This window comes from Rhodococcus aetherivorans (genome assembly GCF_025722975.1).
Taxonomy (GTDB): domain Bacteria; phylum Actinomycetota; class Actinomycetes; order Mycobacteriales; family Mycobacteriaceae; genus Rhodococcus; species Rhodococcus aetherivorans.
The window spans coordinates 1,452,491-1,472,822 of sequence record NZ_CP106982.1 but is presented as its reverse complement, the minus strand read 5'-3'; the positions used below and the strand labels follow the sequence as shown (position 1 = coordinate 1,472,822).

The 20,332-nt window shown below is 69.5% G+C and carries 18 protein-coding genes; 7 read left to right on the top strand and 11 right to left on the bottom strand.

Going from position 1 to position 20,332, the window contains the following annotated elements:
* Positions 1–365: 365 nt before the first annotated feature.
* Positions 366–1,400 (bottom strand): amidohydrolase family protein, encoded by a 1,035-nt coding sequence (locus OCS65_RS06925; protein ID WP_029545778.1) that lies wholly within the window; start codon positions 1,398–1,400, stop codon positions 366–368.
* Positions 1,401–1,658: 258 nt separating this feature from the next.
* On the opposite strand from OCS65_RS06925, the gene OCS65_RS06920 reads away from it, so the two are divergent.
* The 3 genes from OCS65_RS06920 to OCS65_RS06910 all read left to right on the top strand — a co-directional run bounded on the left by OCS65_RS06920 (position 1,659) and on the right by OCS65_RS06910 (position 4,470).
* On the top strand, positions 1,659–2,426 hold the full coding sequence (locus OCS65_RS06920) for a FadR/GntR family transcriptional regulator (RefSeq protein ID WP_051359211.1): 768 nt from the start codon (positions 1,659–1,661) through the stop codon (positions 2,424–2,426).
* Between the two features lie 92 nt (positions 2,427–2,518).
* On the top strand, positions 2,519–3,640 hold the full coding sequence (locus OCS65_RS06915; RefSeq protein WP_029545782.1) for a DODA-type extradiol aromatic ring-opening family dioxygenase: 1,122 nt from the start codon (positions 2,519–2,521) through the stop codon (positions 3,638–3,640).
* On the top strand, positions 3,637–4,470 hold the full coding sequence (locus OCS65_RS06910; RefSeq protein ID WP_029545784.1) for an alpha/beta fold hydrolase: 834 nt from the start codon (positions 3,637–3,639) through the stop codon (positions 4,468–4,470). The genes OCS65_RS06915 and OCS65_RS06910 overlap by 4 nt, the downstream gene beginning before the upstream one ends.
* 123 nt (positions 4,471–4,593) lie before the next feature.
* Here OCS65_RS06910 and OCS65_RS06905 read toward each other — a convergent pair whose 3' ends face one another.
* From OCS65_RS06905 to OCS65_RS06895, 3 genes are all read right to left on the bottom strand, one after another.
* Positions 4,594–5,010, bottom strand: coding sequence for a hypothetical protein (locus tag OCS65_RS06905; protein ID WP_029545786.1), 417 nt, complete (start codon positions 5,008–5,010; stop codon positions 4,594–4,596).
* Between the two features lie 151 nt (positions 5,011–5,161).
* Entirely contained in the window at positions 5,162–5,644 is a 483-nt protein-coding gene (locus tag OCS65_RS06900) for a nucleoside deaminase (protein WP_029545788.1), read from the bottom strand.
* Positions 5,645–5,757: 113 nt separating this feature from the next.
* Complete coding sequence (locus tag OCS65_RS06895; protein ID WP_029545790.1) at positions 5,758–7,020, bottom strand: lipase family protein; 1,263 nt, start codon at positions 7,018–7,020, stop codon at positions 5,758–5,760.
* A 168-nt stretch (positions 7,021–7,188) separates the two neighbouring features.
* Here OCS65_RS06895 and OCS65_RS06890 point away from each other — a divergent pair, with 168 nt between their 5' ends.
* From OCS65_RS06890 to OCS65_RS06875, 4 genes are all read left to right on the top strand, one after another.
* Positions 7,189–7,668, top strand: coding sequence for a nuclear transport factor 2 family protein (locus tag OCS65_RS06890; protein WP_006945886.1), 480 nt, complete (start codon positions 7,189–7,191; stop codon positions 7,666–7,668).
* A gap of 1 nt (position 7,669) precedes the next feature.
* On the top strand, positions 7,670–8,500 hold the full coding sequence (locus tag OCS65_RS06885; RefSeq protein WP_263509243.1) for an SDR family NAD(P)-dependent oxidoreductase: 831 nt from the start codon (positions 7,670–7,672) through the stop codon (positions 8,498–8,500).
* A gap of 125 nt (positions 8,501–8,625) precedes the next feature.
* Positions 8,626–9,777: a bifunctional alpha/beta hydrolase/OsmC family protein gene (locus OCS65_RS06880; protein WP_006945888.1), complete on the top strand. Its 1,152-nt coding sequence runs from the start codon at positions 8,626–8,628 to the stop codon at positions 9,775–9,777.
* A complete protein-coding gene (locus OCS65_RS06875) occupies positions 9,774–11,603 on the top strand; it encodes a glycoside hydrolase family 15 protein (protein ID WP_029545792.1) in 1,830 nt (609 codons plus the stop codon). The genes OCS65_RS06880 and OCS65_RS06875 overlap by 4 nt, the downstream gene beginning before the upstream one ends.
* Before the next feature lie 73 nt (positions 11,604–11,676).
* Here the strand turns inward: OCS65_RS06875 and OCS65_RS06870 are convergent, their stop codons facing one another.
* The 7 genes from OCS65_RS06870 to OCS65_RS06840 all read right to left on the bottom strand — a co-directional run bounded on the left by OCS65_RS06870 (position 11,677) and on the right by OCS65_RS06840 (position 20,269).
* Positions 11,677–12,666 (bottom strand): ABC transporter ATP-binding protein, encoded by a 990-nt coding sequence (locus tag OCS65_RS06870; RefSeq protein WP_006945890.1) that lies wholly within the window; start codon positions 12,664–12,666, stop codon positions 11,677–11,679.
* Positions 12,667–12,668: 2 nt separating this feature from the next.
* Positions 12,669–13,655, bottom strand: a complete 987-nt coding sequence (locus OCS65_RS06865; protein WP_006945892.1) for an ABC transporter ATP-binding protein — start codon at positions 13,653–13,655, stop codon at positions 12,669–12,671.
* A complete protein-coding gene (locus OCS65_RS06860) occupies positions 13,652–14,557 on the bottom strand; it encodes an ABC transporter permease (protein WP_006945896.1) in 906 nt (301 codons plus the stop codon). The genes OCS65_RS06865 and OCS65_RS06860 overlap by 4 nt, the downstream gene beginning before the upstream one ends.
* Complete coding sequence (locus tag OCS65_RS06855; protein ID WP_006945898.1) at positions 14,554–15,501, bottom strand: ABC transporter permease; 948 nt, start codon at positions 15,499–15,501, stop codon at positions 14,554–14,556. The genes OCS65_RS06860 and OCS65_RS06855 overlap by 4 nt, the downstream gene beginning before the upstream one ends.
* A 53-nt stretch (positions 15,502–15,554) precedes the next feature.
* Entirely contained in the window at positions 15,555–17,090 is a 1,536-nt protein-coding gene (locus OCS65_RS06850; protein WP_006945902.1) for an ABC transporter substrate-binding protein, read from the bottom strand.
* A 61-nt stretch (positions 17,091–17,151) separates the two neighbouring features.
* Positions 17,152–18,675 carry an ABC transporter substrate-binding protein gene (locus OCS65_RS06845; protein WP_037201145.1) on the bottom strand — a complete coding sequence of 508 codons (1,524 nt, stop codon included), beginning with the start codon at positions 18,673–18,675 and terminating at the stop codon, positions 17,152–17,154.
* Between the two features lie 49 nt (positions 18,676–18,724).
* Complete coding sequence (locus tag OCS65_RS06840) at positions 18,725–20,269, bottom strand: ABC transporter substrate-binding protein (RefSeq protein ID WP_006947590.1); 1,545 nt, start codon at positions 20,267–20,269, stop codon at positions 18,725–18,727.
* Positions 20,270–20,332: the final 63 nt, after the last annotated feature.

Sequence of the window (20,332 nt, the reverse complement as noted above, 5' to 3'; positions counted from 1 at the left end):
ACGAGCACAGGTATGCCTACGCGAGACAGGGGATGGATCGCCGGACAGCAGTACGTAGTGCCGGCCTCGCCGAGACGGAGCTTTCCTCGGTGCTGGGATGGAGTGTGGCCGCTCTGCACCCGGATATCCGGATGAAACGAGGGTCGGTACCGGGAGTGGTCGCGGTGGCGTGCAGGTTCTGCCAGACCTGACAGCGGCACGGCAACCCCGACTCGCACCACACCCGGCCCCTGCACCTGAGTGCCCCGGTGGAACAGCCACCTCGGCCACGGACGCTCGTCGACGGCCGCTCCACGGTCCTTCAGCTCCGCCCCCCCACTGCCGCCGCTCCTGCCCGCTGGTTACGGGTCAGTGGGAGTTCGTCGTCAGCGGGCGTTTGCCGGTCCGGTGAGCGGGCGAACCGTGGCAATGAGCTCGGCGGCGTTGTCGCGGCGGATCGCGGCCGCGAGCTCGTCGGAGCAGGCGCCGAGGACGGCTCCGGGCGGTGTCTCGCGTGCAGCGAAGGGGTAGTCGGTGCCCAGCAGGACGTGCTCGCCGCCGAATCGGGCGACAGCCTGGCCGAGTGCCGCCGCGTCGTAGGTGAGGGAATCGCACCACAGGTCCCGGGCCCGCTCGCTCGGCGCCGGTCCGGGCGTGCCGGAAAGAACGGCGCCTCGGTCGAGCCGGGGCAAGATCGCAGGTAGGGCGCCGCCGCCGTGGGCCAGGCACAGGCGCACGCCCGGAGTGCGGGTCCGCCCCGTGAGCAGCGCCGCCGCGGCGGTCGTTGTCTCCATGGGCATCCCCAGCCCGAACTCCAGGCCCAACATCGACAGCCGCGGGTCCAGCGTCGTGTCCACCGGGTGCACCAGCACCAGTGCCGAGCGCTCGGCCGCAGCAGCGAAGAACTCGTCGAATGCGGGGTCGGCCAGCTCTCGCGTGCCGACGCGAGTACCGATTTCGACACCGAGGAAACCCAGTTCGTCGATGCAGCGGGAGAGCTCGGCGACCGCGGCGTCGGGGTCCTGCAAGGGAACGGCGCCGAGGGCGTACAGCCGCCCCGGTGCCTCGGCGACCAGTGCGGCGAGGGCATCGTTCTGCGCCACAGCCAGGATCCGTGCACCGTCGGCGGGCTGGTCGTGACACAACGTGACAGGAATGGGCGAGACGACCTGTGCTGCAATCCCCTCGGCGTCCATGTCGACGAGTCGGCGCTGGGCGGACCAGCACCGGTGGTCGATCTCGCGGTAGGGGCGACCGCCGAGCAGGAGCTGGGCGCGTCGGGGATCGAGGAGTTCGATGGACGGCCAGCGTCCCGGTCGGCCGGACAAGTCCGGAAGCCGGGTGCCGATCGCGTGGGTGTGGACGTCGATCGCCCCGAGAGGAAGCGGAGATCCGGCGTTGCCGTTCACGTGCGTGCTCATGCTGGCTCCCTCGACGACGCCCGCGGGGTCGATGTTCCGACGGGGTGATCGAAACCGTAACAAATCATGACTACAGGATTCAAGATGATTACGTTGGTCCACCTTCCCGCGCCGGCACGCCCGCTACACCCCACACCCGGGGGCTCACAGCGCGCGAATCTCGCCAATCCTGCAGATACGATTGAGGTCGGACTACGGCCCTGCGCCGGCGTCTCCGGCATATACGCAGTTCACAGCCCTGGGAAGAGGTCGAACCTGATGACGTCATCGACTAGGACTCACTCGCGGACAGCGGACGGCCCCGGAAAGAAGCAGGCCCAGCGGTCGCTCTCGCGGGCACAACAGGTCGCCGTCGAAGTGGAGAACGAGCTGCTCGCCGCGCACACCCCGGTGGGGACCTCCCTCGGCCGACGTACGGACCTCATGGAGCGTTTCAGGGTCAGCCCGACCGTGATCAACGAGGCGTTGAGGATCTTGCGCGACCGCGGGCTCGTGGTGGTCAAGCCCGGGCCCGGCGGCGGGGTGTTCGTTGCGAGCCGGCCGCCACAGGTCCGGCTCGGAGCGCTCGACCTGTGGTTCTCCGGAACAGGAACGGATCCACTGGATCTGTTCGAGGCCCGCATGCACTTGGAGGACGTCCTGACCAGGGTTGCCGTAGAGCGGGCGGGCCCGACGGACATCCGCGACATGGAATGGGCACTGGAGTCGATGCGGTCGGCGGGCACGCCGCGCGACTTCCTGGATGCAAACCTGAGGCTGCATCTGGCGATCGCGCGAGCCGCCCGGATCCCCGTGCTGGCGGGCATGTACGAGGCGATCGCCGCGATCATCGGCGGTGCGGCCACGCGCGTCGAACTGCTGCCCGACCACGAGGAGATGTACCGGCACAGCATCGCCGTGCACGTCGAGATCGTGGCCGCCATCCGCGACGGTGACCGCGAGGCGCTGGACAAGTGCCTGGGACTGCACCGTCAGGACCTGGTGCGGGCGGTGGATCCCACTCGTTCGCCGGTCGCGCCGGAATAGTTGCCGACAATTGTGCTCCATCCCTTGAATTGTGCATACATGATTCCGTAAGGTTTGTCTCGGCAGCGATGCCGAATGCATGAGGAGGAGTCATGGCAGAATTCCTCGGGTTGGGGATCACTCACTATCCCTTGCTCGCCGGCACCGACGAGCACATGGCAGGGCTACTGCGGTGGACCCTGACCGACCCGGACATCCCGGAAGACCTGAAGGATCCGGCGAACTGGCCGGCCCGGATGCGCCGCGAATGGGACGACGACGGCGGCACGGCCGCCGCAGCCGCGCATCGTGCCGAGCTGGTCGACCACCTCGCCCGGTGCAGGGCCGCACTCGACGAGTTCGAACCGGACCTCGTGGTGGTATGGGGTGACGACCAGTACGAGAACTTCCGCGAAGAGGTCGTGCCGCCGTTCTGCGTGCTGGCCTACGACGACCTCGAGGTCCCGGCGTTCGAGGTGATGAACGAGCGCGGCAGCCCCAATGCCTGGGGACTACCCGACGACTTCACGATCACCCTGCACGGCGACCCGCAGGCCGCGCGGAGCCTGGCAAATGCCTTGATCGAGAACGGCTTCGACATGGCATACTCGTATCGCAAGCGCGCCGAGGCCCATTTCCCGCACGCCATCCTCAACACACAGATCTTTCTCGACTACGAGAACGCGGGATCGAAGCTTCCCTATCCGATCGTGCCGATCACCGTCAATTGCTATGGCCAGCATGCGATTGCCCGCAAGGGCGGCCTCGCTCGATTCGCCGACATCGCCGACGAACAGCTCGACCCGGTCGGCCCGACCCCGAACCGTTGCTTCGATCTCGGCGCCGCCGTAGCGCGCGCGTTCGCCGCGACCGACAAGCGGGTCGCCCTGGTGGCCTCGTCGAGCTGGTCGCATGCCTTCCTCACCGACAAGCTCTGGCATCTCCGTCCGGACACCCCGGTCGACGAGCGGCTCTACGACGCTTTCGTGCACGGGGACGTCGACACCTGGCGTGCGGTGAGCGGCACCGAGATCGTCGAGTCCGGCCAACACGAGATGCTCAACTGGTACTGCCTGCTGGGCGCGATGCACGAACTCGGGCTGCCACTGACCTGGTCGACACTCGTCACCACCGACGTATTCAACTCCAACAAGTGCTTCGCCGTGTTCTCCGGCAAGCCCGACGAAGCCTACGCCGGCGGTGCCGGTGGCCGGGCGGGACAGGAACCACGATGACCACCACCGACCTCGCCCAGGGCCGCCGAGTCGCCGTGCCCGGTGTCACCGCCGGACCGATCGACACGTTCTACCTCGAGGCCGGCAGCGGCGATCCCGTTGTGCTGCTTCATGGATCCGGCCCCGGAGTGTCGGGCTGGGCGAACTGGCAACACACCATTCCCGGGCTTGCCGAGCACTTCCGAGTGATCGCACCGGACACCGTGGGATACGGGGCTACCTCGCGTCCCGGGGACATCGTCTACTCACTTCGCACCTGGAGCGACCACATCCTCGGCCTGCTCGACGTGCTGGAGCTCGATCGGGTGTCGCTGGTCGGCAACTCGCTGGGCGGACGGATGGCGCTCGACCTCGCCGAACGCCATCCGGAACGGATTTCCCGAATGGTCCTCATGGGCTCGCCCGGCGTCGGGATGACCGTGACCGACGGGCTGAAGGCCCTGCGCGCCTATGCACCCTCCCTGGAGAACATGCGGGCACTGCTGCTCGACTACTTTGCGGTGAACCCGTCCATCATCACCGACGAGCTGGTCCGCATTCGCTACCAGGCGAGCCTGGAAACCTTCGACGCCTACCGCGCGATGTTCCTCGACCCCCGGCACAAAGGCAACGAGCTCGGTATCACCGAGGAGCAAGTGCGGTCGATCCGCACGCCCTCGCTCCTGATTCACGGACGGGAGGACAAGGTCGTGCCGCCGGAGGTCTCGTGGACCATGCTGCACCTGCTGCAGGACGCGGACCTGCACGTCTTCGCTCGTTGCGGGCACTGGACGCAGATCGAGCGGGCCGCGGAGTTCAACGAACTAGTCGCGGACTTCCTGCGGGGCTGAGCGCCGTCCGATCGACCACGCGAGGGACTTCGGGACGCCGGACAGCGGCAACGGCGGCCCGACCCCCGTGGAGTCGAGCCGCCGTTGTCTATGACTCCTCCCGCCCCGGCGAGCGGTCAGGACTCAGCCGAAGGAGAAGTGGTGGCTGCCGACGAACCGTGTCTGCGCCGGGCCGGGGATCGAGACGTCGATCGAACCGACGCTCCGGTACACGTGGTCGTCGTCCTGGCAGTCCGCGTCGACCGTGTAGTCGCCGTCGGGCACGTTGTCGAACTTCACGGTTTCGTAGTCGGCGTAGTAAATCTTCGCGCTCTTCACCAGGGGAATCTCGTCGATCACCGCGTTGCAGTAGTGCGGGTAGTCCGCCTCGGGGGCGCGGTAGTAGATGAACTTGACCGTGATCGTGTGCTCCCGCACGCTCACGCTCCAGCTGCCGTACGGGTAGGGGTCCACTGCCGATGCCGTGGGCGCGAGGCCCGTCATCAATGCGAGCGGCGCCGCGAGGGCGACCGCTGCGCGTCCGAGCTTCGAGCCCTTCATGGGCGTTCCTTTCGACCGTTGACCAGCCCGACCGGTTCAATGGTCGACCCAGGTACGGGTACAGGAACTGCAAAGCGCCGCAGTCGAACACAACCCGTGATCAACATCGATTGGCTGTCACCCGGCCGTGACCCAGCGTGTCACGGAACAGTCACACCGCGTGTCCGTGACACCGACGATGCAGGGCACGCACCTCGTCGAGGAGTTCCGGTACCGGCCCCTCGACGGTCACCCCGGGCGCAACCTCCTGGATCGGCAGGGCCCGGACGGGCGCCGGCGGCACGCCCAGCTCTTCCAGCCAGCCGACCAGTTGCGCCGAGGACGCCACGTACACGACGCGGCCCAGCCCCACCCATCCGTGCGCGGCCGCGCACATCGGGCAGTGCTCGCCGGACGTGTACACCGTCGCGCTGGCGCGCTCGGCTTCGCCCATGTGCGCGGCGGCCCAGCGGGCCAGTTCGAACTCGGGGTGCCGGGTCCGGTCCCCGCCCGCGACGCGGTTGCGGTCCTCGGCGAGGCTCGTGCCGTCGGCCGACACCAGCACCGAGCCGAACGGCTCGTCGCCGGCGTCCAGCGCCTCCCGCGCCAGTTCCACACACCGCCGCAGGTGCGTCATCTCCGATTCGTCGATCACGAGGTCCTCCCGGTGCCGCGGTCGTCGACCGCATCATGCCACCGCGGTCGTCGACCGCATCATGTCACCGCGGTCGTCGACCGCATCATGTCACCGCGGTCGGCCGGCGGCCGTCAGCCGGTGCAGGTGTTCTCGTCGGGCGCGCCCGCGAACCGCCGGTCCATCCAGTCCAGGCCTTCCACGGCGGCCGGGATCAGGCCGATCCCGTGACCCGCACCCGTCCCGGTGAGCACCGGCGGGATGCCGTAGCGGCGATAGGTGACGGATGTTCCTCCCGCGCACCACTTCCCGACCATGGTGTCGACGCCGCTCACCTGGACGAAGTCGTCGGTCGTGTTCTGCGCGACGAACGTCGGGATGGCGGGGGCGATGTTGCCGAGCTGCTGCTCGTGCACCAGCGACGCCCACGGTTCGGCGGCCAGGTGCTCGGCGATGGGCCGGCCGTCGACCGTGTACCAGGTCGTCGGGAAGAACGGATTCATGCGCGGCGCGTCGTAGATGCAGTACGTCTCGGCGCGCGCGAGGATGTCGCGTCCGGCGGGATTGAACACACTCAGCAGTTCCTCCCGCAACTGCGGATAGGCGGCGGCGAATCCGTTGACCACCCAGCCGATTCCGCCGGAGAGCAGCGAGCCGTCGCCGGCGACGGCGAGATCGGCGAGCGACGCCGGCGGTGAACCCGCGACCGCGGCGACGACGGGCAGCTCGGGAGCGTAGGTGTCCGCCAGCTCCGCGGCCGCCGCCGACGACATGCCGCCCTGTGAGTAGCCCCAGAAGCCGATGCGGGTGCCCTCGTCGATGCCGCGGTCGGTCAGCCGCAGGGCGGCACGGGCCATGTCGAGCATGGCGTGCCCCTGCGAGACGCGGTTCAGGTAGGGATGCACACCGGGCGTGCCGAGGCCCTCGTAGTCGGTCATCGCGACGGCGTAGCCCCGCGCGAGCAGCGGCACGATGTGCAGGTATTCGTACTCCTGGGCGTGATGGGTCAACTTCGACGGCGCGCACTGATCGCCCATGCCCTGCGTGCCCGGGCCGAGGACGATCGTCGGGCGCGGGCCGTCACCGGCCCAGGGTTGCGACGGCACGAACACCGTGCCGGTGACGGCGGTCGGGCCGCCCGTGGCGTTCTCGCTGCGGTACATCACGCGGGTGGCGGTGGCGTCGAGCGCCGGCGCGACGGCCGGTTCGGCGCGCAGGACGTCGCCGGCCGCACCGTCGGGCAGCGGGTCGGGCGGGAGGTAGAACCCGGCGTCGCCCGTGCCTGACACGGACCCTGTCGGAGCGGCGGCCGCGACGGGACCTGCGACGAGGGGCATGAGCAGCATCGTCAGGGCCGCGGTGAGCAGTCGGGCGGTGCGCATCGGCATGCCGAGCATTCTGCACACGTGTGTACCGCCACGGAAGGTGTTGCGTCGATATTTCTGCAACAAGTTCTATGACAGGATGACGCCACGGTCCGATCACCGGGACGACCGATGCCGAGAGGAGCCCCCCGGCGCTACGGTCCGCTCGCCGCTGTATCCGCAGGACGGAAGGACGACGCCATGACCGTCGAAGAGCGACTGGCCCGCCTCGAAGCGCTCGAGGAGATCCGGATGCTCAAGCACCGGTATTTCCGCGCGTGCGACGCCAAGGACCCGAAGGCCATGCGCGACTGTTTCGTCGCGACGGGCGCCGACATCTGTTACGGCCCCGCCCTCGGCAGCTTCGACGACGCCGACGCTCTCGTCGACGTTTACGCCCGCATCGCCCTCGAACGCGTCGACGACCGGTACATCGTGCTCGACATGCACCACGGCATGCACCCCAGCATCGAACTCACCGGCGACGGCACCGCCACCGGCGCCTGGACGCTGCGGTTCCGGCAGGTCGACCTGCGTGCCCGCACGGAGCGGGTGAGCGCACTCGACTACGACGACGACTATGCGTTCGAAGACGGCAGGTGGAAGATCGCCCGGTGCCACGTGCGCGTCCACTGGTCCATCGAACGGGCCCTGACCGACGACGTGAAAGTGGTGTTCTGACATGACCGAACGCAGGGTCGCCCTCGTCACCGGCGCGAGCCGCAGCGTCGGCAAGGGCATCGCATGCGCCCTCGGCTCCGACGGCTGGACCGTCTACGTCACCGCGCGGGGCCCGGTCGGCACCGACAGCCCCCTGGACCGGACCGCCGCGACTGTCACCGAACGCGGCGGGCTCGGCATCGCGGTGCAGTGCGACCACACCGACGACGAGCAGATCCGGGCACTGTTCCGGCGCATCGCCGACGAGCAGGGCGGCCGGCTGGACCTGCTGGTGAACAACGTGTGGGCGAGCCCGCCCGGGTTCGCGGGCTTCTCCGAGCCGTTCTGGAAACGCCCGATCAGCGATTGGGACAGTCTCGTCGGCGTCGGACTGCGCGCCCACTACGTGGCCTCCGTCGACGCCGCGCAGCTGATGGTGCCGCGCGGCAGCGGGATGATCGTCAACATCTCGTCGTTCGGCACCCGCGGCTACCTGCACTCGGTGCTGTACGGCGTCTCGAAGGCCGGCCTCGACAAGATGGCCGCCGACATGGCCGTCGATCTCGCCGGCACCGGCGTCACCGCCCTGTCGCTGTGGCCGGGACTGGTGAAGAACGAGGCGATGCTCGCCCGCGGCATCGACAACTTCGAGGGCTTCTCCCTCGCCAACGCCGAGACCCCGGAGTTCGTCGGCCGCGTGATCGTCGCGCTGGCGAACGATCCGAAGGTGAACGAGCGCAGCGGGCGCACCCTGATCACCGCCGAGACCGCCCTCGACTACGGGGTCGTCGACGTCGAAGGCAATCAACCGGATTCGCATCGGGCCGCATTCGGCGGCGGCCCGCTGTACTGATCCGCGGCCCGGCGCACCGGGCGAGACGCCGTGATCACCCCTGCGGGTGCGGATCTTCCGCGGTTCTCACCGGGTTTCCCGAGGACGAGATAGCCTCGGGCGAGAGGGTGAAAGGGAGCGGCAGCATGCATAGCGAGAGACTCCACTTCGCCGGCTCCGGCGCTACGGAACTGGCGGGCCGGCTGGACCTGCCGGAGGGCACGCCGCGCGCGTTCGCACTGTTCGCGCACTGCTTCCCCTCCAGCGAGGACGTACCGGCGGCGGCGCGGATCTCGGAGGTCCTCACCGAGCACGACATCGCCGTCCTGCGCTTCGACTTCGCCGGTCGCGGTGGGTCCGGCGGGGACTGTGCCGGCACCACCTCCGGTCCCGATGTCGCCGACCTCGTGCGTGCGGCGGATTTCCTGCGTACCCACCATGCCGCTCCCAGCATCCTGATCGGCCACTCCCGCGGCGGCACGGCCGTCCTCGCGGCGAGCGAGCACGTGCCCGAGACGCGAGCCGTGATCACGATCGGTGCCCCGGCCGGGACCGAGCGGATCCACCGGCCCGGTACCGCACTGCTGGTGATGCACTCCCCCACCGACGACACGGTCGGCATCGACAACGCCCGACAGATCTTCGCGGCCGCCCGCCACCCCAAGTCCTTCCTCTCCCTCGACGGCGCCGACCACCTGCTCTCCCGGCAGTCCGACGCCCGGTTCGCCGCCTCGCTGCTGGCGACATGGGCGAGCAGGTACCTCGACGAGAACACTGCGGCCCAGGCGCCCACCGCGCCGGCCTCGGCCGAAGGCGTCGTCGAGGTCACCGGGAACGGAGCCACCCGGTTCGGGCAGCGCATCACCCTCGGCCGGCACCTGATCACCGCCGATGAGCCCACACCGGTGGGCGACGACACCGGGCCTTCGCCGTACGACCTGCTGCTCGCCTCCCTCGGCGCCTGCACGTCGATGACGCTGCGCATGTACGCCGACCGCAAGCAATGGCCCCTGGAGAACGTGACGGTTTCCCTGCGTCACAGCCGGATCCACGCCGCGGACTGCGAGGACTGCGAGACCCGGACCGGGCGGCTCGACAAGATCGAACGCGTGATCCACCTCGCCGGTGTTCTCGACGAGCAACAGCGGCAGCGTCTGCTCGACATCGCCGACCGCTGTCCGGTGCACCGGACGCTGCACTCGGAGATCGTGGTGGACACCGCCCTCGCAGCCGGTGACCCCGCCGACCGGGAGACCCGCGACGCACCGACGGCGACGACCGGGCCGGCACCGGCATGAGTTCGCTGCCCATCGGCGACTACGCACTGCTCTCGGATCGGCACTCGGCCGCACTGGTGTCGTCCGACGGTTCGATCGACTGGCTGTGTATGCCCCGCTTCGACAGCCCCTCGATCTTCGCCGCGATCCTCGACGACAACGCCGGGCACTGGTCGATCCGGCCGGCCGGCGAATTCCGGGTTCGGCGCGAGTACGTCGAGGGCAGCATGGTTCTTCGCACGCTCTTCCATACCGGCGGAGGGACCCTCGAGCTGCGCGATGCCCTGATCCTCGGGGATGCGCAGGACCCCCATCGCCTGGGGGAGCATGCGCCGCACATGCTGGCCCGGACCGTCAGCTGCACCCGCGGCAGCGTCAGCGCGGAGCTGCTGTTCCGGCCTCGTCCGGAGTACGGTCTCGTCGCGCCGGTACTGACCGCCGTCGACGGCGGGATCACGGCCGCCGGTGGGGCGAGCCGGTTGACCCTGTCGAGCACGGTGCCCCTCGAGGTCGGCGGCGGCGCAGCCCGGGCCCAGTTCGACCTGCACGCCGGGGAGAGCGCGTACTTCGCGCTGCAGCACGCGGCACTCGGCGCACCCGTCCCGCCGGTGCATCCCGGAGCCGCCGTCAGGGCAGCGGTCGACGACACGACGACCGGCTGGCAGGACTGGTCGGCGCAGCACCAGGCCTACCAGGGCCGCGCGCGCGACCTGGTCCACCACTCGGGACGGGTGCTGCAGGCCTTGAGCTACCAGCCCACCGGCGCGATCGTGGCGGCAGTCACCACCTCGCTTCCAGAGCAGGTCGGCGGTGCGCGCAACTGGGACTATCGCTACTCCTGGGTGCGCGACGCCAGCATGACCATGCAAGCGTTGTGGGTCGCTGCCTGTCCGGACGAGGCACACGAGTTCTTCGATTTCATGGCCACTGCCGCTGCCTGCTCCTACACCAACCGCCCCCTCCAGATCATGTTCGGCATCGGCGGGGAGCACGACCTGTCGGAGCGGACCCTTCCGCACCTCTCCGGCTGGCGTGGCAGCAAGCCCGTCCGAGTGGGGAACGGTGCCTGGACCCAGCCCCAGCTCGACACCTACGGCGAATTGCTCGACGCCGCCGCCCAGCTCCGTGACCAGGTCGGCTCGCTCGACAGTCCGACTCGAAACTTCCTGGTGGGCCTCGCCGACGCCGCCGCGGCACGCTGGCGCCAACCCGACAACGGCATCTGGGAGGTCCGCGGCGAGCCGCGGCACTTCGTGCACTCCAAGGTCATGTGCTGGGTGGCCCTCGACCGTGCTGTCGCCCTGGCCGACTGGCTCCACGCCGACGGCCATGTCGAGGCATGGACGGCCGCTGCCCAGGAGATCCGAGATGCGGTGCTCACGCAGGGGTGGAACGAGGCCCTCGGTTCGTTCACGCAGTCCTTCGGCGCATCGAACCTCGACGCCACCGCCTTGCTGCTGCCGATCGTCGGTTTCCTTCCCCCGGACGACCCGCGGGTGCTGTCCACGATCGATGCCGTCCGCGAGCGGCTCACCGACGCCCGCGGCCTGGTTCACCGCTACCACACCACGGCGGGGGTGGACGGCCTCGAGGGCCAGGAGGGGACCTTCCTGCTGTGCACCTTCTGGCTCGCCCAGGCCCTCGCCCTGGCCGGTCGCACCGACGAAGGTGCCGAGGTCTTCGAACGCGCGGTGGGCTACGTCAACGACGTGGGATTGCTCGCCGAGGAGATCGACTCCGCCACCGGGGAACAGCTGGGCAATTTCCCCCAGGCGTTCAGCCACATCGGACTGGTCAACGCCGCCTGGGCGCTGCACCAGGCAGAGCACGTCGGCACGTTCCACTGAACCGGCTGGATCGAGGTGGAGGAAGAGAGTTCCGGGGTTCGCCGGCCGCGTGATCGTCGCACCGGCGAACGCGTCACGCGAGGTGGCAGGCCACCTGCCCGCCGCCGGGCACCTCGGTGGTCTCCGGTCGGCGTTCCCGGCACACCGGCATCACCTGCGGGCAGCGGGAGCTGAACGCACATCCGGCCGGGGGATTCGCCGGGTCGGGCAGCTCGCCGTCGAGCCGGATCCGTACGCGGGTGCGTTGCCGCACGGGGTCCGGGACGGGCACCGCGGACAGCAGCGCCTGCGTGTACGGATGGGCGGGCTCGGTGAACAGCCGTTCCGACGGCCCCCACTCCACGATCCGGCCCAGGTACATCACCGCCGTGGTGTGGGCGATGTGCCGGACCACGGCCAGGTCGTGGGCGATGAACAGATATGCGATGCCCAACTCGGCGGACAACTCCTCGAGCAGCGCGATGACCTGGTTCTGGGTGGACACGTCGAGGGCACTCACCGCCTCGTCGGCGATCACCAGCCTCGGCTCCACCGCGATGGCCCGGGCGATGGCGATGCGCTGACGCTGGCCGCCGGAGAACTCGTAGGGGTAGCGCTCGGCGTGCTCAGGCCGCAACCCCACCTGTTCGAGCAGGCGGCGCACCTTCCGACGCCGAGCCTCGGCGTCCAGGTCGGTGTGCACCTCGAGCGGTTCGGCGATGGCGTCCCCGACCGTGCGCGACGGATCCAGCGAGGAGTACGGGTCCTGGAACACCATCTGCATGTTGCGCCGCGCATCCCGCAGTTCCGACCGGTTCAGCGTGGTGAGGTCGACGCCGTCGAGGACCACCGAGCCGGCGGCGACGTCGACCAGCCGCAGGATGCCGCGGGCGGTGGTGGATTTTCCGGATCCGGATTCCCCGACCAGGGCGAAGGTCTCGCCGGGCCGGATGTCGAAGCCGACCCCGTCCACCGCGCGGATCGTCCGCTTCTTACGCGACATCCGGCCCCGGACGGGGAACTCGACCCGCAGGCCCCGCACGCTGAGCAGCGGTGCGCTCGCGGCCGATTCGACGACGTCCACAGTCATGAGGTTCCCTCCAGGATCAGATCGGTCACCCGCGCGCAGCGCGATACGCGGTCGTCGCCGACCGGCCGCAGCGGCACGTCGACCGCGCACTCGTCGGCCCGGTGCGCGCAGCGCGGTGCGAACCGGCAGCCGACGGGGATCGAGCCGGGCGGCGGTGGTGAGCCGGGGATGGTGTGCAGGTCCGTCCGGCCGCCGATGTCGGGCACCGATCGCAGCAGGCCCTCGGTGTACGGATGCCGGGGCGCCGCGTAGAGCGCCTCGGTGCGGGCCCGTTCGATCACCTGTCCCGCATACATCACCACCACCTCCGTGCACAGGTCGGCGACCACGCCGAGGTCGTGGGTCACGAACAGCACCCCCATGCCGAATCGTCCGGCCATCTCGCGGATCAGATCGAGCACCTGTGCCTGGATGGTGACGTCGAGCGCGGTGGTGGGTTCGTCGGCGACGAGCAGTTTCGGCTCGCACGCCAGGGCCATCGCGATCATCACCCGCTGCCTCATGCCCCCGGAGAACTCGTGCGGATACTGCCGGACCCGGCGTGCGGCATTCGGGATTCCGACGAGGTCGAGTACCTCCACGGCCCGGGCCGTGGCGTCCTTCCGGCTCATGCGGCGGTGCCGGCGCACCACCTCGGTGATCTGGTCACCGACCGTGAACACCGGGTTCAGGCTGGTCATCGGCTCCTGAAAGATCATGGCGATGTCGTTTCCGCGCACGGACTCCAGTTCGCGAGCAGGCATGGTCAGCAGGTCCCGTCCCTGGAACCGGATGCTGCCGGCGACCGTTCGGGACTGCCGGGGCGGCAGCAGCCGCAGCACCGAGGAACACGTGACGGACTTGCCGGAGCCCGACTCCCCGACCAGCCCGACCAGTTCGCCGGCCGCGACGTCGAAGGACACGTCCTGCAGGACCGGCGTCCAGCCGGACGCGGTGGCGAACTCGACGCCGAGGCCGTGGACACTCAGCAGTGGTTCGATCATCGTTCGCTCCGGTTCTCGCGGCCCACCGAATCGCGGATGCCGTCACCGAGGGTGTTGCAGGCCAGCACGGCAAGGACGATGGCGACGGCGGGAATCAGGACGGGCCAGGCGGTGTAGTTCCAGGCCTCGCGTCCCTCGGCGAGCATCCGCCCCCAACTCGGGTCGGGCGGCTGGACCCCGAGGCCGAGGAAACTCAGCGAGGATTCGGCGAGCATGGCGAAGCCGCAGGCGAGACTGACCTGCACGATCAGCGGGGACAGGGTGTGCGGAAGAATGTGCTTGCGCACGATCCACGCGGTCGGGGTGCCGATGCTGCGGGACGCCTCGACGAAGGTGTTCTCCCGCACCGCGATCACCGCGCCGCGCACCACGCGGAAGAACCTGGGCCCGAAGACGATTCCGATGGCAATCATCGCGTTGGTGAGATTCGGCCCCATGACGCCGACGATCGCCATCGCCAGCAGCAGCGGCGGGAAGCTGAGGAAGGCGTCGGCGATCCGGGACAGCAGCGCGTCCCAGCGGCCGCCGAGAAACCCCGCCGTCAGCGCGGGGATCACGCCGAACGCCAGCCCCACCGACACCGAGATCGCCGCGGCCGAGACGGCGACCCGCGCGCCGTAGAGCAACCGCGACAGCGTGTCCCGGCCGAGGTTGTCCGTGCCGAGCAGATAGCCCTCGCTCAGCGGCGGCAGCCGGCGCGCCGTCAGTTCCTGCACCAGCGGATCGTGCGGCGCGATCAGCGGCGCGGCGAGACCCAGCACCGTGATCAGCGTCAGGAACACGGCCGCCGCGACGGCTGCGCGGCGGCCACGGAACCGGCGCAGGAACCGGCGGCGCGGGGATTCGACGACAACCGGGGACGCATCCTCGACGGTCTTCGGCGGCGTGATGGTTTCGCTCATGCGGCGCTCCTGGTCCGGGGGTTGAGGTAGCCGTACGAGATGTCGACGAGCAGGCTCATCACGACCGTCGCGAAGACACCGAAGATCACCACGCCCTGGATGGCGGGCAGGTCGCCGGACAGCACCGCCTGCACGGCGAAGTCCCCGAGTCCCTTGAGCCCGAACACCGACTCGATGACCGCCGTGCCGCCGAGCAGGAAGGCGATCTGCATGCCGAGCACCGTCGCGGTGGGGATGAACGCATTCTTGAGGGCGTGCTTCCACAGGACGGCACGTCGCCCGAGCCCCTTGGCCGTGGCGGTGCGGACGTAGTCCTGCTGCATCACGTCGATCATGGAACTGCGCAACTGGCGGGCGATCTCGGCCGCGGCAGCCAGTCCCAGCGCGATCGCCGGGAGCAGCAGGTGGCTGAGCCACGGCCACAGCCCCTTTGCGAGCGGTGTGTACCCGGTCGCGGGGAGTGCCTTCAACTGCAGGGAGAACACCAGCACCAGGATGAGACCGAGCACGAAGTTCGGTGTCGCGACGCCCAGCGTGGACCCGAGGCTGGTGGTCCGGTCCTGCCAGCTGCCGGGGCGGCTGCCGCCGATGATGCCGGCCGGAATACCCACTGCCAGCGCGACCAGCACCGACACGAGGGTCAACGACACGGTCACCGGCAGCCGGTCGACGATCATCTCGAGCACGGGGGCCTGATAGGTGAAGCTCGTCCCCAGGTCACCTCGCGCCAGACCGCCGAGGAAGTCGAGATACTGCACGACGACGGGCTGATCGAGGCCGAGATCCACGCGCACCGCCTCGATCTGCTGCGGTGTCGCGCTCTCCCCGGCGATCCGATGGGCGGGATCGCCCGGGATCAGGAATATCAGGCCGAACGTGATGGCGGTGGCGATCAGCAGCAGCGGTAGCACCGCGAGCAGCCGTTGGCCGATCAATCGAAGCATCCTGCCGGTCCTTTACATCTCTCGAGGTGTCGCTCGGGGCGCTGCCGCAGCGGTCATTCGGCGGCCGTGAGGCCGATCCCTCCCCATTCGTCCAATGCGCGGTACGGCTGGTATCCGACGACCCGGTCGGTGAGGGTGGCGCCGAGGTCGGCGAAGGCCAGGGGGATCATCAGTGCCTGGTCCACGACCGTGGCGGAGACGTCGCCGATGAGCCGTCCCCGGGTCTGCTGGTCCGGTTCGGCGTTCGCGGCGGCCAGGGCCTCCGCGAAGCCGGGAGTGACGTCGTGCGACGGGTTCTGCGGCGAATCCGGGGCGAAGTAGGTGGCCAGCAGCAGCGACGGATCGGCGCGTCCGGAGAAGGTGGTGAGCACGGCGTCGAGCTCCCCCCGGTTGAAGACCGGTGACATCTCGGCCGGGCTGAGCAGGCGGATCTGCATGGTGACCCCGATCGCGTCGAGCTGCTGCTGGACGATCTGCGCGATCCGCTCGTTCTCGGGCAGGTTCATCACCCCGGCGGTGAACGTGAACCCGTCGGGCAGGCCGGCGGCCGCGAGCGTCTCGCGGGCGGCCCGCTCCTCGTAGGCGTAGCGGTCGGCCAGTTCCGGGTTGTAGGCGAAGTAGCCCTGCGGGAAGTTCTGGCTGGCCGCCTCGCCGTGACCTTCGAGGGCCGAGTCGACAAGAGCCTGCCGGTCGATCGCGGTGCTCAGCGCCCGGCGCACGTCGACATTCCCGAATTCGCTTCGGGTGCGGTTGAAGTGCAGGACGTAGTGGTTCAGGCTGGTCTGCACCTGCGAGTCCAGGCCCTGTGCGGCGGCGGGGTCGATCGAGAGCGGCGTGGCCATCGCGATGTCGAGTTCGCCCGACGCCATCGCGTTGATGCGGGTCTGTGGGTCGGTGACGACCTCCCACTCGAAGCGTCCGGCGGTCACCGACTCCGGATCCCAGTAGCCGTCCCAGGCCACGAAGTCGTACGATGCGCCGGGCTGGGCGTCGGCGACGATGTACCGGCCGGCGCCGACGGGTCGCAGCACCAGGGCGGCGTCCTTCTCCGGCGTGCCGAACGCATTCGGGCTGACCATCATTCCGGGCAGATCGGACAGGGTCAGGACGAGTTGTGTGCCGGGTCCGGTCAACCGCAGCACCACCGTGGTGGGGTCGGGGGTCTCGATCGCCTCGACCGGAGCGAGCATCGTCGTGGTGATCGAGTCCGGCTCCTGGGCGCGTTCGAGGTTGGCCTTGACCGCCTGTGCGTCCAGCGGGGTGCCGTCCTGGAACTGCAGTCCCTCCCGCAGGTGGAAGGTGAGGGTGCGGCCGTCGTCGGAGAACTCCCACGACTCGGCCAGTCCCGGAATCGGGTTCGCGTCCCGGTCGCGGTGCACCAGCCGGTCGTACACCTGGGTCAGCATGATGTTGTCCTGCGCGACCCGGGTCTTGTGCGGATCGAAGGACGACGCCCCGTAGGTGGTGGCGTACCGCAGCGTCGCCTGGGGATCGACGGCGTCCGACGTCGCGGTGCCGGCGGACCCGCACCCGGCGAGGAGCGCGACGGCCAGCGCGGCGCCCAGGGCGAGTCTCGTACGACGGGCCATGATGTTCTCCGATTCTCGGCGTGGGATGGAGACGGGACGCGGGGTGGGAGGAAGACGGGTGTTACGGCGCGGCCACCCCGACGCCGCGCCACTCGTCGAGCACCCGGCTCGGCTCGTAGCCGACGACGGTGCCGGAGGTGATCGCACCCAAATCGGCGAACGCGACGGGCAACATCGCGGCGTGATCCATCACCACCGCGTTCACCTCCCCGAGCAGGGCGGCACGTTCGCCGGGATCGGTGGCCCGGTTGGCTGCTTCCATCGCCGCCCGGAAGCCGGGGATATCGTCGTGCGACGGGTTCTGCGGCGAGTCCTGCCCGTAGTACGAGGTCAGCAGCAGCGACGGTTCGGCGCGACCGGTCAGGGTGGTGAGGATGGCGTCGAGCTCGCCGCGGTTGAATGCGGGATTGAGGTCGGTCGGCGTCATCGACCGGATCTCCATCGTGATCCCCACCCGCGCCAGCTGTTCCTGCATGATCTGCGCGATGAGCTGGTTCTCCGGCAGGTTCGACGCGCCGGCGACGAACGAGAATCCGTTCGGCACACCGGCCTGTGCGAGCAGGGCCTTCGCGCGTTCGGGGTCGAACGCGTACTGGCCGTCGAGGGCGGCGTTGTGCGCGAAGTACCCGGAGGGGAAGTTCTGGCTGGCGGCCTCGCCGTGACCTTCGAGTGCGGTCTCGACGACGGCCTCCCGGTCGACGGCGTGGGCGAGTGCCTGCCGCACTTCGAGGTTCCCGAACTCGCTGCGGGTCCGGTTGAGGTTGAGCACGTAGTTGTTGAGGGTGGTCTGCACGTGCGACTCGAGGCCCTGTTGTTCGGCCGGGTCGACGGACAGCGGGGTGGCGATCGCGGCGTCGAGCTGACCGGAGGCCACCGCGCTCACCCGGGTCTGCGGATCGGTCATCACGATCCACTCGAAGGCGCGGGCCTGCACCGCCTCCGGATCCCAGTAGCCGTCCCGGGCGACGAACTCGTACTGCGCACCGGGCTGTGCGTGCGCGACGGTGTAGCGTCCGGTGCCGGCGGGGGTCAGCACCAGGGCGGCGTCCTTGTCGGGGGTGCCGAACGCGTTGGGGTTGACCATCATTCCGGGCAGATCGGAGAGGGTGAGCACGAGTTGCCCGCCCGGGCCGTCGAGTCGCAGGACCACGGTCTGCGGGTCGGGGGCCTCGACGGCGGCGACGCCGGCGAGCATGGCGGCGGTGATCGAGTCGGGCTGCATCGCCCGTTCGAGGTTGGCCACCACCGCGGAGGCGTCGAACGGGGTGCCGTCGGAGAACGTCACGTCCTGCCGCAGGCGCAGCGTCAGGGTGGACCCGTCGTCGGCGAACTCCCACGATTCGGCCAGCCCGGGAATCGGATTCGCGTCCCGATCACGGTGCACCAACCGGTCGTAGACCAGGTTGAGCATGATCGAGTCGCTGGTGATCCTCGTCTTGTGCGGGTCGAACGACGACGCACCGTAGGTGGTGGCATAGCGCAACGTCGCGTTCGGGTCGACGGTCTGCGCGGCGTCCGTCGCCGCGGAACTGCCGCACCCGGCCACCGCGACGGCGACGGCGAGCACGGACAGGGCGGCCTTCATCGATCTGTGAAACATCAGATTCCTCGGGGGGTTCGGGTCGTCGAGGGGTTCACGGGGCGGTGACGCCGACGCCGCGCCACTCGTCGACGAGCAGGGTGGGTTCGTAGCCCACGACCTGATCGGTCAGGGTGGAGCCGAGCTCGAAGAACACCAGCGGGATCGCGAGCGCGTTGTCGCTGACCAGCTTCGACACGTCGCCGAGCTTGCCGGCGCGCGCCTGCGGATCGGACTCGCGGTTGGCCGCATCCAAGGCCTCCTGGAATCCGGGGGCCGTGCTGCGGGACGGGTTCTGCCGAGACTCCGCCCCGTACAGCGAGGAGAACAGCAGGGCGGGATCGGACCGGCCGGTGAAGGTGGTGACGACGGCGTCGGCGTCCCCGCGGTTGAACGTCGGGGAGGCTTCGGACGGCGGCATCGGCTTCAACTGCATGTCGATGCCGACCTCGGCGAGCTGTTGCTGCACGATCTGGGCCACCTGCACGTTCTCGGGCAGGTTGAGCAGGATCGCAGTGAAGGAGAACCCGTTCGGCAGTCCCGCCTGTGCCAGGAGCTCCCGCGCCCTGTCGGGGTCGTACGGGTAGGCTCCGGCCAGGTCGGGCTCGTAGGCGAAGTAGTCCTTCGGGAAGTTCTGCGTCGCGGCCTCGGCGTGGCCCTCCATCGCGGTGTCGGCGATGGACTGCCGGTCGATCGCGTACGCCAGCGCCTGCCGCACCTCCGGCTTGCCGAACTCCCCACGCGACCGGTTGAGGTTGATGGCCATGTGGTCGAGCCGCAGCGCCGTCTCGACCCGAAGGCCCTGCTGCTCGGCGGCATCGATGGTCAGTGGCGTGGTGATGGCGGCGTCCAGGTCTCCGGAGGACACGGCGTTGAGCCGGGCCTGCGGATCGGTCATCACGGTCCACACCACGCTGTCGGTGCGGACCGCGTCGGGATCCCAGTAGCCGGGCCGCGCGGCGAACTCGTACTCGGCGCCCGGCTGCGCGCGGGTGACCGTGTAGCGGCCGGCACCGGCCGGGGTGAGCGCCAGCGCGGCGTTCTTCTCCGGGGTTCCGAATGCGTCGGGGTCGACGATCATCCCGGCCAGGTCGGACAGCGCGAGGACGAGCTGGGCGCCGGGCCGGTCCAGCGCGAGCACGACGGTGCGATCGTCGGGGGTCGTGATGCCGGTGACCCCGGCGAGCATCGGTGCGGTCACCGAGTCCGGTTCGAGGGCGCGGTTCAGGTTGGCCCGGACGGCGGCCGCGTCCACGGGGGAACCGTCGGCGAAGCTCACCCCCTCGCGCAGATGCAGGGTGAGGGACTCGTCCGTCAGCTCCCACGATTCGGCCAGGCCGGGGACGGGTTGCGCGTCGACGTCGCGGTGCACGAGCCGGTCGTAGACCAGGTTGAGCATCGTGGCGTCACTGGTGATCTTGGTCTTGTGCGGGTCGAAGGAGGACGCGCCGAAGACCGTCGCGTAGCGCAGGGGGATCGTCGGGTCGGTGACACCCGAGTGCTCGGACACCTCGGAGCCGCACGCGGCCACCAGCACCGCGCACGTCCCGAGGGCGGCCGTCCACCGCCGGATGGAAAACCTGCCCGTTGCGACCGGCATCTCGCCCCTTCCTCGAAGCGCTCGCGCGCACAGTCGATTTCAGGACGGACGTCGATGCGCACG

Bases quoted from the DNA above. Each gene is read 5' to 3' on its own strand.
- OCS65_RS06925 (WP_029545778.1), bottom strand. From the start codon at position 1,400: ATGAGCACGCACGTGAACGGCAACGCCGGATCTCCGCTTCCTCTCGGG.
- OCS65_RS06920 (WP_051359211.1), top strand. From the start codon at position 1,659: ATGACGTCATCGACTAGGACTCACTCGCGGACAGCGGACGGCCCCGGA.
- OCS65_RS06915 (WP_029545782.1), top strand. From the start codon at position 2,519: ATGGCAGAATTCCTCGGGTTGGGGATCACTCACTATCCCTTGCTCGCC.
- OCS65_RS06910 (WP_029545784.1), top strand. From the start codon at position 3,637: ATGACCACCACCGACCTCGCCCAGGGCCGCCGAGTCGCCGTGCCCGGT.
- OCS65_RS06905 (WP_029545786.1), bottom strand. From the start codon at position 5,010: ATGAAGGGCTCGAAGCTCGGACGCGCAGCGGTCGCCCTCGCGGCGCCG.
- OCS65_RS06895 (WP_029545790.1), bottom strand. From the start codon at position 7,020: ATGCTCGGCATGCCGATGCGCACCGCCCGACTGCTCACCGCGGCCCTG.
- OCS65_RS06890 (WP_006945886.1), top strand. From the start codon at position 7,189: ATGACCGTCGAAGAGCGACTGGCCCGCCTCGAAGCGCTCGAGGAGATC.
- OCS65_RS06885 (WP_263509243.1), top strand. From the start codon at position 7,670: ATGACCGAACGCAGGGTCGCCCTCGTCACCGGCGCGAGCCGCAGCGTC.
- OCS65_RS06880 (WP_006945888.1), top strand. From the start codon at position 8,626: ATGCATAGCGAGAGACTCCACTTCGCCGGCTCCGGCGCTACGGAACTG.
- OCS65_RS06875 (WP_029545792.1), top strand. From the start codon at position 9,774: ATGAGTTCGCTGCCCATCGGCGACTACGCACTGCTCTCGGATCGGCAC.
- OCS65_RS06865 (WP_006945892.1), bottom strand. From the start codon at position 13,655: ATGATCGAACCACTGCTGAGTGTCCACGGCCTCGGCGTCGAGTTCGCC.
- OCS65_RS06860 (WP_006945896.1), bottom strand. From the start codon at position 14,557: ATGAGCGAAACCATCACGCCGCCGAAGACCGTCGAGGATGCGTCCCCG.
- OCS65_RS06855 (WP_006945898.1), bottom strand. From the start codon at position 15,501: ATGCTTCGATTGATCGGCCAACGGCTGCTCGCGGTGCTACCGCTGCTG.
- OCS65_RS06850 (WP_006945902.1), bottom strand. From the start codon at position 17,090: ATGGCCCGTCGTACGAGACTCGCCCTGGGCGCCGCGCTGGCCGTCGCG.
- OCS65_RS06845 (WP_037201145.1), bottom strand. From the start codon at position 18,675: ATGAAGGCCGCCCTGTCCGTGCTCGCCGTCGCCGTCGCGGTGGCCGGG.
- OCS65_RS06840 (WP_006947590.1), bottom strand. From the start codon at position 20,269: ATGCCGGTCGCAACGGGCAGGTTTTCCATCCGGCGGTGGACGGCCGCC.